Origin of the sequence: Leuconostoc rapi (genome assembly GCF_016908715.1) — a bacterium.
Taxonomy (GTDB): Bacteria; Bacillota; Bacilli; order Lactobacillales; family Lactobacillaceae; genus Leuconostoc; species Leuconostoc rapi.
In genome coordinates this window covers 1-11,856 of the sequence record NZ_JAFBEK010000017.1, presented here as the reverse complement: position 1 = coordinate 11,856, position 11,856 = coordinate 1, and the positions used below count along the sequence as shown (strand labels likewise).

Annotated in this window: 13 protein-coding genes and 1 tRNA gene; 9 read left to right on the top strand and 5 right to left on the bottom strand. The window is 37.7% G+C overall.

Annotation, left to right across the window (positions count from 1 at the left end; all coding sequences use genetic code 11):
- Positions 1-420: 420 nt before the first annotated feature.
- Both JOD28_RS09560 and JOD28_RS09555 read right to left on the bottom strand, forming a co-directional pair.
- Positions 421-624 (bottom strand): hypothetical protein, encoded by a 204-nt coding sequence (locus JOD28_RS09560; protein ID WP_204770542.1) that lies wholly within the window; start codon positions 622-624, stop codon positions 421-423.
- Between the two features lie 50 nt (positions 625-674).
- Positions 675-971 (bottom strand): hypothetical protein, encoded by a 297-nt coding sequence (locus JOD28_RS09555; protein ID WP_204770541.1) that lies wholly within the window; start codon positions 969-971, stop codon positions 675-677.
- Positions 972-1,267: 296 nt separating this feature from the next.
- On the opposite strand from JOD28_RS09555, the gene JOD28_RS09550 reads away from it, so the two are divergent.
- The 6 genes from JOD28_RS09550 (at position 1,268) to JOD28_RS09525 (ending at position 8,470) form a co-directional block, all read left to right on the top strand.
- Positions 1,268-2,866 carry an APC family permease gene (locus tag JOD28_RS09550; RefSeq protein ID WP_204770540.1) on the top strand — a complete coding sequence of 533 codons (1,599 nt, stop codon included), beginning with the start codon at positions 1,268-1,270 and terminating at the stop codon, positions 2,864-2,866.
- A gap of 243 nt (positions 2,867-3,109) precedes the next feature.
- On the top strand, positions 3,110-4,399 hold the full coding sequence (locus tag JOD28_RS09545; RefSeq protein ID WP_204770539.1) for a pectate lyase family protein: 1,290 nt from the start codon (positions 3,110-3,112) through the stop codon (positions 4,397-4,399).
- 394 nt (positions 4,400-4,793) lie between these two features.
- Positions 4,794-5,798 carry a tryptophan ABC transporter substrate-binding protein gene (gene trpX, locus JOD28_RS09540; RefSeq protein ID WP_204770538.1) on the top strand — a complete coding sequence of 335 codons (1,005 nt, stop codon included), beginning with the start codon at positions 4,794-4,796 and terminating at the stop codon, positions 5,796-5,798.
- A complete protein-coding gene (locus JOD28_RS09535; protein ID WP_204770537.1) occupies positions 5,795-6,694 on the top strand; it encodes an ABC transporter permease in 900 nt (299 codons plus the stop codon). Before trpX ends, JOD28_RS09535 begins: the two co-directional genes overlap by 4 nt.
- Entirely contained in the window at positions 6,687-7,442 is a 756-nt protein-coding gene (locus tag JOD28_RS09530) for an ABC transporter ATP-binding protein (protein WP_204770536.1), read from the top strand. The genes JOD28_RS09535 and JOD28_RS09530 overlap by 8 nt, the downstream gene beginning before the upstream one ends.
- A gap of 113 nt (positions 7,443-7,555) precedes the next feature.
- A complete protein-coding gene (locus JOD28_RS09525) occupies positions 7,556-8,470 on the top strand; it encodes an L-lactate dehydrogenase (protein ID WP_204770535.1) in 915 nt (304 codons plus the stop codon).
- A gap of 147 nt (positions 8,471-8,617) precedes the next feature.
- On the opposite strand, the gene JOD28_RS09520 is transcribed toward JOD28_RS09525, so the two are convergent.
- The gene (locus JOD28_RS09520; protein WP_259650404.1) at positions 8,618-9,652 is read right to left on the bottom strand and encodes a zinc-binding alcohol dehydrogenase family protein; all 1,035 of its coding nucleotides are present in this window, start codon (positions 9,650-9,652) and stop codon (positions 8,618-8,620) included.
- A gap of 172 nt (positions 9,653-9,824) precedes the next feature.
- Here JOD28_RS09520 and JOD28_RS09515 point away from each other — a divergent pair, with 172 nt between their 5' ends.
- A complete protein-coding gene (locus JOD28_RS09515) occupies positions 9,825-10,157 on the top strand; it encodes a winged helix-turn-helix transcriptional regulator (protein WP_204770533.1) in 333 nt (110 codons plus the stop codon).
- A 194-nt stretch (positions 10,158-10,351) separates the two neighbouring features.
- On the opposite strand, the gene JOD28_RS09905 is transcribed toward JOD28_RS09515, so the two are convergent.
- On the bottom strand, positions 10,352-10,453 hold the full coding sequence (locus JOD28_RS09905; protein ID WP_259650403.1) for a putative holin-like toxin: 102 nt from the start codon (positions 10,451-10,453) through the stop codon (positions 10,352-10,354).
- Between the two features lie 252 nt (positions 10,454-10,705).
- On the opposite strand from JOD28_RS09905, the gene JOD28_RS09505 reads away from it, so the two are divergent.
- On the top strand, positions 10,706-11,347 hold the full coding sequence (locus JOD28_RS09505) for an HAD family hydrolase (RefSeq protein WP_204770531.1): 642 nt from the start codon (positions 10,706-10,708) through the stop codon (positions 11,345-11,347).
- A 249-nt stretch (positions 11,348-11,596) separates the two neighbouring features.
- Here JOD28_RS09505 and JOD28_RS09500 read toward each other — a convergent pair.
- Positions 11,597-11,656 (bottom strand) — tRNA-Cys (locus JOD28_RS09500).
- A gap of 75 nt (positions 11,657-11,731) precedes the next feature.
- Here JOD28_RS09500 and JOD28_RS09495 point away from each other — a divergent pair.
- On the top strand, positions 11,732-11,856 hold a 125-nt coding region (locus tag JOD28_RS09495; RefSeq protein WP_420844482.1), incomplete at its 3' end, for a transposase.

The following is an 11,856-nucleotide window of genomic DNA, read 5'->3' as shown; positions in this document are numbered from 1 at the left end:
ATTCTGGGGTATATTTTTTCATAAAAGCTCCTATACGATATTATCTCGGATTCTGCCCTAGAAAGAAAGTAGTCCGGAATTTCAGTATAGGAGCAGATGGTATATTTAGTATAGTTACTAGTACCAATTGACTTCTAGATAATGAAATCACTAACGACAACACTAACCAAATTGCTGGTGTCACTCCTATTAGAGAAACATATATTAATGAAAATTTATCACTGAATACTTTATTTTTCATTGTTTAAACTAGAACAAATATATATTAACTAAGCAAATATATACCCATCATATCTCCTATCTACTTTGTCAAATTTCATTCCTAATGTTCATTCAATATTAAAACAACCCTTAACATGACAAATAATACACGCACACCAATATTTACCTTGTGTTTGTTACTTGTTTTTTATTTAAGACTTACTCTGAAGTTAAAAATACAGTAGACACACATAACAGTATCGCTATTGTCACTGTGTCATCATTTTTAACCCATCCCATTAATGACGCTATGAGATAACAAGCATAAAACACGATACTCACTTTTAGGCTGAACTTCATAACCGTGTCTGATGTAATAATCATCTTAATTGGTTGTGTTGCATTTTGACGTTTGATTTTCATGTGATCATTCCTCTCATCTGTTGTCATTATCAGTAGTAAATGAACTTAAGTTAGTTTTTCGGTTTAAATAGGCAGAGTACGCCAACGATACCCGTCCATAAAAACACGTAGTGCCAAGATTTTCTTGCCATGTACTGCGACCAAACATTTGGCACTTTATCCGACAAATACGCAACTATCAGCAACAAACAAAATTCTAACGTCAGCAAAATATTTAACATGCCAAGCATAAATTGATACGACAACATATGGAACCGCTGCTGATCACTTAGCCCCATTAATACCAATAATAAAAGTAAAGCAACAACTATTGTGAATTGTACAAAAAGTAGTATTTTCTTTATCATTTTGATTCCTTTAACGTGGTGATTGTGACCATAAATTATTCACTACTCAATATACACAAATTTATTCTAATTTCCCATACAAACAACATGAATGGTCACTTTTTGACGTTGAATGGTTGAAATGCACTCAAGTTAACACAATGATCACACACTAAGTAATCAAACCACTAACTAGATCCTACTTAATTTTAACAAATTCTTAAATCTCACCTCAAAAATCACAGTATTTGACAGCATGAATTTTGTTCTTATCACAAAAAGTGGTATCATTTTAAGAATAATGTCACGGAGGACACATGGACACACATCATAATAAAAAGATCGGTCTGTTTCAGCTCATCATGCTAGGTCTAGGATCACTTATCGGATCTGGTTGGCTATTCGGCGCTTGGGAAGCTTCAAAAATTGCCGGCCCGGCATCAATCATTTCTTGGGTAATTGGCGGTATTATCATTGGTACAATTGCTTACAATTATATTGAACTCGGAACAATGTTCCCACAATCAGGGGGAATGAGTAAATATGCGCAATATACGCACGGCTCGTTGCTTGGCTTTATTGCCTCTTGGGCCAATTGGATATCATTAATTACATTAATCCCTATCGAATCGGTTGCCGCTGTACAATATATGAGTTCATGGCCTTGGTCGTGGGCCAATTGGACACATCATTTTATCTCAAACGGCTCAATTACAACAACAGGTTTACTCGTTGTATTCGCCTTTATTATTATTTTTACACTACTCAATTACTGGTCTGTCGCACTATTAACTAACTTTACAAGTGTGATTTCCATTTTCAAAATTGGTGTGCCTGTGTTAACGATTATCATGCTCACATTATCAGGATTTCACCCAGAAAATTATGGGACTAACCTGCACGAATTTATGCCATATGGCACGGCTCCCATTTTTGCCGCAACAACTGTATCAGGTATTATCTTTTCATTTAACGCCTTCCAAACAGTGATTAATATGGGTAGCGAAATTGAAAATTCTAAACGCAATATTGGACGTGGTATCGCCTACTCGTTGATTATTAGCGGTATTTTATACATCTTATTGCAAAGTACTTTCATCACATCACTTAGCCCAGCTATGATTGCTAAGAGCGGGTGGCATGGTATCAACTTTGCTTCTCCTTTTGCTGATCTAGCTATCTTACTGGGTATTCATTGGTTATCGGTGTTACTCTACATGGACGCTTTCATCTCACCATTTGGTACCGGCGTATCGTTTGTCGCATCTTCGAGCCGAACTTTGGCCGCAATGGTTTCAAACAACCATATTCCAAAATTTGTAGGTAAACTAAACCAACATTATGGCACACCACGTATGGCTATGATTGTTAACGCTATTTTGAGCATGCTTATGGTGTCAATCTTTAGATCTTGGGGGACGCTTGCCAGCGTTATTTCAACATCGACATTAATTGCATATCTCACAGGGCCAGTAACAGCTGTCTCATTACGCGAAATGGCGCCTGAATTTACACGCCCATTTCGAGGTAAATTATTAAAATACATGGCGCCCTTATCTTTTGTACTCGCATCTCTAGCTACTTATTGGGCCATGTGGCCAACAACCGTAGAAGTTATCCTAGTCATTCTATTAGGCTTACCCTTTTATTTTTACTACGAATGGCGTAACGGCTTTAACAAAACAAAACGCGCTTTCCAAGGTAGCTTTTGGATGATTGGGTACCTAATCTTTATTTCCGTTATGTCCTATATCGGTTCCAAAGAATTTAATGGCCAGAATTGGATTCACTATCCTTTTGATTTTATTTTTATCATTGGTGGTTCCCTGCTCTTTTTCTACTGGGGAACGGTTAGTTCGGTCATGACGAAATATTTCAAACAAGCCCAACGCGTTAACGCAAAAGTTAAAAAATGACTATCTTAGTATACATTACAAGGTAAAACAGATCGACATCATGCAACGCTAAGGCAGCCTGATTATCAAAAAGACTTGCCCCTGTCGTAGGGGCAAGTCTTTTTGCTGAATAATCCACAACCAAATCACAATTAACTTTGCACGCACTGCTTGAATTTTTATTTGTGAATGTTTTACTTTTTAGCGCGACTCTTGTATAATAATAATTTGTGATTAAAAAAACAATATTACTAGGGGAAAATCATGACAAAAACACGACATAAGCAACATATTATTGTTGCACTTACCATAGGTATCGCAACACTTGGCCTAACACCTTGCATTAATGCAGCAACCACGCCCGCCACTTTGCAAAAAATTTCACGAGAGGCGGCAGATGATTCACAAGGATTTGCTGCTGGCACGACAGGTGGCAGTAAAGCTGACGCTGCACATACTTATCAAGTGACTAATCGGACAGAATTACTTAATGCACTAGGTAATGAAACAAATCAGACAAATAAAATTATTTATGTTTCCGGTACGATAAACATGAACGCTGATAATAATGGCAAAGCTTTAACAGCTAATAACTACGCCAATGGTACGGGCTATAATCTAACTACCTATTTAAAAGCCTATGATCCCAGCACTTATGGTAAAAAAATACCTACTGGGTCCCAAGAAACAGCACGTAACAACGCCCAAAAAAATCAAGCAAAGCAAGTCCAATACAAGGTACCATCTAACACAACGATTATTGGTAATAGCAATGCTAAAATTACAGGCGGTAATATGATCATTAATAGTCAAAATGTCATTGTCCGTAACATCATATTTGAAAATGCTTATGATTTTTTCCCACAATGGGATCCAACTGATGGCACGAGTGGCAACTGGAATTCACAATATGATAATTTAACGATTACCGGTGGTTCAAAGATTTGGTTAGACCATAATCGCTTTTCTGATGGTGCACAAACAGATAACCAAAATGGGTCGTACTATGGTCGTGAATATCAACACCATGATGGGTTAGTAGATATTGTTAACGGCGCTAATAATGTCACACTGTCATATAACACGCTACAAAATCATGACAAATCAATGAATATTGGTAACAGTGATAGCAAAACGAGTGATGCTGGTAAGTTACATGTGACCATGCATCATAACCGTTTTGATAACCTCGTTCAACGCCAACCACGTGTTAGGTTCGGACAAGTTCACATGTATAATAATTATTATTCAGCGACTAATTCATCAGTTTACAAATTCATGTATGGTTTTGGTGTTGGTAAACAGTCTCAAATTTATGCACAAAATAACGTTTTCGATATACCAACTGCTGCTACCAAAGATATTGCCAAAGTATTTGGCGGTTCAAATTTGACTGAGAGCGGCACACTATTAAATGGTCAAAAAGTAACTGGTATAGCAACACTTAATAAACTAAGCCCTGCCTCTTGGACACCGCAATACAAGAACATGTTGCAAGACCCTGCTGCTGCTAAAACAACAGTATCTAACGGCGCAGGCCCAACATTAAAATGATCAACGAATTTTTATGTGTCACCAAACAACGAGCCAACTTGACACGCTATTAACTTATATTTCAGTCGACTTGAACCATTAATCATTTTAATTTCAAAAAAACTATTGACAACTCATCAAATTCTTAGTATTCTTAATTCATAAATAACTCGGAGAATAACATGCAAAAAGTGATAGCACAACTTAACAATGCCTGGTGGCGTCGGTAAAGTCAGCTTTTCGGTAACGGATAAAGCTGATGTTTAAAACATTTGTTTTATCCATACCGACGCATTTTGTGTAGCAATCGAGTCTGTATGGGAATTATGCCATGCAGACTTTTCTTTTGACCTTGGAAAGCCTTGTATGGCCGTCCAAGGTCAATTTTATTTTAGGGAAATTTCGGAGAAAAATGATGAACAAACGTCTTATATCTACCATCGCCATTATTGTTGGCTTTCTAGCAGTTGCCTTTGTTGCCACAGGTAAACCAACCCAGCAAACAAAAAGCAAAGATTACGTGCCAACAGTTGGTATACTACAACTCGTGACACACCCTGCCCTTGATGAAATTCATCGCGGTATCGTAGCTGGTTTAAAGACACAGGGCTATTCGGGTAAAAAAGTTAAAATTGATTACCAAAATGCCCAGGCTAATCAGGCTAACCTGAAGACAATGTCACAAAAATTTACTAACGAGAACGCTGATTTAACCCTTGGTATTGCAACACCCGCAGCCTTATCTTTGGCTAAAACCGCTGATGGTAACAGCCCAGTTATTTTAGCTGGTATCACTGATCCAGCTGGTTCTGGATTAGTTAAGAGCGCCCAACGTCCCGGTGCCAATATCACTGGCACCTCTGGTGATTCACCTTTAGAACAGCATCTCAATGTTATCAAACAAGTCGTGCCCAAAGCTAAAAAACTAGGTATCATTTATACCACATCTGATCATGGTGGCGAATACAATGCCAAGAAAATGGCACAACTTGCCAAAACAGCTGGTTACGACGTGCATATGTACACGATTTCGACAACAAATGATATGCAACAAGTGGCTGAAACGATGGCTAGTCAGGTTGATGTCGTGTATGCACCACAAGATAACGGTGTTGCCAGTGCCATGAAAACCCTCATTAGTATTACTAACAAAGATAATATCCCCGTCATTCCGGCTGTGAATACAATGGTCAAAGATGGCGGTGTGGCAACAATTTCAGTCAGTCAATATGATATTGGTTATCAAGCAGGCATTATGGCGGGTCAAGTGTTAAAAGGTAAAGATACAGCAACTTATCCTGTCAAAACAATTACTAAGGGTGATGTCGTTGTTAATCTTAAACAAGCCAAACTACTTGGCTTAAAATTACCAGCAAACATGATAAAAACAGCAGAAACTAAGGGCGAGGTGTTCAAATGAGTATTATTGTATCTAGTATTGGTCAAGGACTCCTATGGGCTGTGCTTGGGGTCGCCCTATTCCTCACATTTAGAATTTTAAATTTCCCTGATATGACTGTTGAAGGTTCTTTCCCCTTAGGTGCAGCGACCGCAGTTGCTATGATTTCTCATGGTATCGATCCCTATTTAGCAACACTCGCAGCTTTTGTTGTCGGTGCGATTGCTGGTCTGGTAACTGGGTTGCTCTACACGAAAGGCAAGATTCCAATCTTATTAGTTGGTATACTCGTCATGACTGCTGCGTTGTCTATTAACCTCAGGATTATGGGATCGGCCAACATCTCATTACTTAATCAAAAATCAATTTTCTCTTCCCCATTGCTACAGCATTTACCCAAAAACTTTGATTCTGTCTTTGTTGGTTTTATCATCATCACAATCATCACATTGGCACTCATATTTTTCTTACAAACAGAATTGGGTCAATCTTTTATTGCTACTGGTGATAATGCGAATATGGCGCAATCAATTGGGATAAAAACAGATCGTATGACCATCATGGGACTGATGTTATCTAACGGCTTAATTGCATTTGGTGGCGCAGTCATTGCCCAAAATAATGGTTACGCCGACATCAACATGGGTATTGGTATTATTGTCATTGCGTTGGCATCAATTATTATTGGCGAAGTCGCTTTCGGCGACTTATCACTTAATGGTCGTCTGGTTGCTGTTATTGTTGGTTCAATTCTATACCGTCTTGTGTTGTTAGCCGTACTCAGTCTTGGTTTTTCAACAAACGATTTGAATTTGATTTCAGCAATTGTGCTGGCTGTCGCTATGATGCTTCCACAATTACGCAAGGCACTAAAGCTCGATACAGTAATCAAGAAAGGTGTGGCGACACATGACTGAACCTGTTTTCTCACTTAAAGATATTATCGTCACTGTCGGTGACAACATCCAAATCTTAAAATCACTCAACCTAGATATTTATGAGGGTGACTTTATCACTGTTCTTGGTACAAATGGTGCAGGTAAATCGACTTTATTCAACACCATTGCTGGTAATTTATCGATTGACTCTGGACAATTGCTACACCATGGCCATAGTATTGCGCATGACTCTGCTGTGACACGTACCAATTATATCGCACGTGTATTTCAAGACCCCAAAATGGGCACTGCACCGCACATGACTGTTGCCGAAAACTTACTACTTGCTGAAAAGCGTGGTCAAAAACGGACATTGCGTAATCGGGGTTTGACTAAAGAAAAATTAAATGAATATGCCAAAATCACACAAGTGATGGGCAATAATTTAGACACGCGTTTGAATACAGCAACTGGTAATTTATCAGGTGGCCAACGCCAAGCGCTTAGTTTCCTGATGGCAACTCGTGTGAAGCCTGAATTGTTACTCTTAGATGAACACACAGCAGCACTGGATCCCAAAACTTCTGAACAATTGATGCTAGCAACTAACGAGCAAGTAACTAAAAATCAATTAACAGCCCTAATGATTACCCATAATTTAGCCGACGCATTGAAATATGGTAACCGACTCATTATTCTCAATGCTGGTGATATTGTGCTTGATGTGCGCGGTCAGGACAAATCAGACTTGAATGAAGCAGACATTCTCAAATATTTTATTGCTTAATCGACATAAAGGGCATCGTGATGTTTCACGTGAAACATCACGATGCCCTTTATTTTAATTTAAATATGTGTATAATCTAATTAAAGACACATTTTATACTAACGAGGTAAAACATGAGGAAAATTGGTGTTGTAGGTATTGGACATGTTGGCGCAACGGTCGCCCATATTATTATTGCGCAAGGTTTAGCTGATGAATTAGTTTTAGTAGATAAAAATCCAGATAAAGTAGCAGCGGACGCCCTAGACTTTCGTGACGCTGCTAGTCTGCTTAGTACGCACGTGAGTGTCCATGCAGGCACTACTGATGATTTAACAGACGCAGATATTGTTATTTCCGCTCTTGGTCATATTGATTTAATCAAACCAGGCGGTGATCGTTTTACTGAGCTTAAAGCAAACACACCTGAAGTACAACAAGTTGGCGCTGATTTGAAAAAAGCAGGCTTCAATGGTGTGCTGATTGTGATTTCCAATCCCGTTGACGTTATCACAGGTATTTATCAAAAAGCAACCGGATTGCCTACCAATCAGGTATTTGGTACTGGTACTTATCTTGACACAGCACGCCTCAAACGTGTTCTGGGAGAAACGTTACACGTTGATCCTCGTAGTGTGCAAGGTTATATGTTGGGTGAACACGGTGACTCACAATTTGCAGCTTGGTCAACTGTAAAAATTATAGGTCAAGACATTCAATCCTTAATTGCGCAACACCATTTAGACCTTGATAAAATCGCTAATGATGCCAGAGTTGGTGGTTTTACAGTTTTTAATGGTAAAAAATATACTAATTTTGCCATCGCACATGCTGCTGTATCCTTGGCACAACTTGTCTTATCTGATGCACGCAACGAGGCTATTGTGTCTCACTATGATGACAAGTTCAAAAGTTATATCTCAACACCAGCTATCATTGGCCGCGCTGGCGTTGTACAGACATTTGACTTGCCTCTGACTCCAGATGAAGAAATTGCGTTACAACAGTCTGCTGATGCTATTGTTCAAAAAACAGCAGATTATTTGTAATTGTTATTATTTGAACAATATATGTCTCCCACTAATTTCAACAACTATCACATGACCCATTAAAATAAACAATGTCATATACCTCAAAAGTAACGTTAACTTAAGAAGTATATGGCATTGTTTTTATGCCCTACTATAACGACTTACCTATTTACCATCCCAACTAACCACAGTTACCTTCCCAATCATATGCCCTGACTCGACATCAGCATGCGCTTTTTTCATATTATCAGCATTAATTGGATGGTAAGTTTTTGTTGCAATGGGTTGTAGTTTTTCCTCCTCGTACAACTTTGCCAAATGCTTTAAAATGTCGTGCTGACTAATCATATTTTCAGTTTGGTAATACGATTTACTATACATCCATTCCCAACTGAAAGTCACCCGCTTTTTAGTCAATTGTTGAAGATCAATTAATCGATGATTTTCTGTCGTAGCAACAACCTGCCCATCTGGCTTGATTAATTCAGCAATTTCAAACCAGTGTGCATCTAAATTATTCAAATTTAAAATATAGTCAACATATTGATGACCAGTTTTATGAACTTGCGTGATCAAATCTTCATAATGATTAACAACATCACTTGCACCTAACTTTTTAACCCACGCCACTGATTCTGATTTTGAAGCAGTAGCTATGACAGTTAACCCAGCTAATTTTGCAAGCTGAATGGCTATAGAACCAACACCACCAGAACCATTGATAATTAAAATGGTTTTTTGAGTATTATCTCCAGACCGACTAATATTAAGCTTTTCAAATAAAGATTCGTAGGCAGTTAACCCTACTAGCGGTATCGCTGCTGCCTGTGAATCGTCTAAATTATGAGGTGCTAAACTGGCAATTCTTTCGTCTACCAATTGCTGTTGTGCGTTACTCCCTGACCTTGTAAAATCGCCTGCGTACCATACGCGATCACCAATATTAAAAAGTGATACGTTATCACCTTTTGCAATAACTGTCCCGACAGCATCCCAGCCAATAATTTTTGGTTTGACTAACTTATTTTTTCGACCACCTTTACGCACAAATGTATCAACAGGATTAACTGATACACCTGCAACTTCAACGAGAATGTCATGCCCGCTGGCTTCTGGTGTATCAATTAACACGTCTTCAAAACTATTGTTATCGGTAATCGGTAAGTGGCGATAAAAACCAACTGCCTTTACTTGTTTTATCATTTTCTTGCCTCCTGACAAAACTAATGATACCCCTTTTTTTAAAATTGTTAAGACGTGAATTTAAGCGCACCAAGTGTCCTAGGGTAGACTAGGTGCCTTTTAATTCACCTGATTTTTCCACCTGATACATGCTATGATAAAGTCAGTAAAAATTAAAGGTGGTCTGAAAATGAAAGAAATTTACGATTGTGACTTAGGTTGCCCCGTTCAGAACACACTACAATTCATATCTGGAAAATGGAAAAGTGTCATACTTTATCATATTTTTAAAAATGATGTTTTGAGATTTTCAGAATTACAAGCAAAGCTACCTTATGTTTCGAAAAGAATGCTTGCAAAACAACTATCAGAATTGGAAGCAGATGGTATATTGAACAAACGCGTTTATCCAGTCATTCCGGTGAAAACGGAATATCGGGTTACTCAATTAGGTAGTAGCCTCTATCCTGTTATTGAAGCGATGGAAATATGGGGAACCAACTACACTCAAATAGTTAAGTAAGTATTTTTGATCAAAACAATTAGCGTCATTTTTTAAGCGTTCAAATCAATTTATTGATATTTATTCTAGTTCTGGTATACTTAAGTCATAAGAAAAAGCACCTACTTGTAATAGGTGCCTACAACGTTACTATATCAAATAGTGACTATCAGATTGTTGTTAAAAAATAACCTCAACCGGTCAAAGTTAAGTGGTTATTTTTTTGTGCTGTTAATTATCAATATTATAAGGCTTAGCAAAGCAATGATAAACATACCAAAACTGAACATAAGTCCTATAGCTGACTCAATAGACACAAGGACCTTTCCTTTCCTAGAATCTGATACAATGGTTTTAACACCATACGCACCACCTCCATTCAAGATAGCCACCACTTAACTTATAACGCTGTGTTACTAGTATATCATATATAAACCATAATACTTTTCAACGGTTACGCGAAAATAAGTCATAAATTGTTTAAAAACGCACTCATGACTTCTTTTAGTTCATCTACGAAGATTATATGTTATTTAATTCAAATACAAGATGTTTCAGGAGAAACAAACATGCAAACTTATATTTTTGATTTTGATGGTACCTTAGCAAATTCTGGTAAAACGGGTATCCTAGCCACTCAAGCTGCTTTTAAGGCATTTTCATTTCCTATACCTGAAGAAAAGGTTATTAATTATTATATGGGTATTCCGATCGAAATATCTTTTAAAAAAATGTTCCCAAATCATCAGTTTTCTACACAAGAATTCGATGATCTATTAACTTGCTTTCGAACTTTCTACCGCAAATATGAATCAGATTATCTCACATTATTTAATGATATTATGCCTGTTTTACAAAGTCTTGACCAACAGGGGAAATTACTCTACATTGTTTCTAGTAAACATTCAACGGCCTTACTTAGAAATTTAAAGCATTTAAACATTGCCCAGTTCTTTGATCGTGTGATCGGATCAGACCATGTCCAAAAATCTAAACCTGCTCCTGACGGTATTTTAACAATTCTCAATCAACAGCATCTTAATCCCTCAGAATGCATCATGATAGGTGATGCGATTTTTGATATTCAAATGGGTCAAGCGGCTGGTGTTCATACTTGCGGTGTCCTATGGGGCGCTCATGATAAAAAATCTTTATCTAACGAACGTCCAGACTTCTTATTGACCACACCTCAAGAGTTACTATCTATATAAAAAATAAGGCACGATAATTTTTGCCAAAATATATCACATTGTTTATGAAGTGACTCCAGAAATTTAGACAATATAAAGCCAGTCAACTAACAGGCTCAGTAGTGATTTGCCATTTATCTGAACATTAGCATGTCATCAATGCTTACAGTTTCTTCTACTATCTGTTTCAATGTGCTTTTCTTTGAAATAAAATGACATGGCAGATAGTAATTCCAAAACGCATCCTTGTTATTTTGATGAATACGAAGGTGATAACCGGATTCGAACCGGTGATAACGGTTTTGCAGACCGCTGCCTTACCACTTGGCTAATGCTCCTATACTGAAATTCCGGACTACTTTCTTTCTAGGGCAGAATCCGAGATAATAGCGTATAGAAGCTTTTATGAAAAAATATACCCCAGAATTCAAATCTTCAATTGTGACCTTGTACAACCAAGGTCGTTCGGCTAATTCATTGGCCAATGAATACCACTTAGCTATCCAAACTGTCACGGGTTGGGTTAAAAA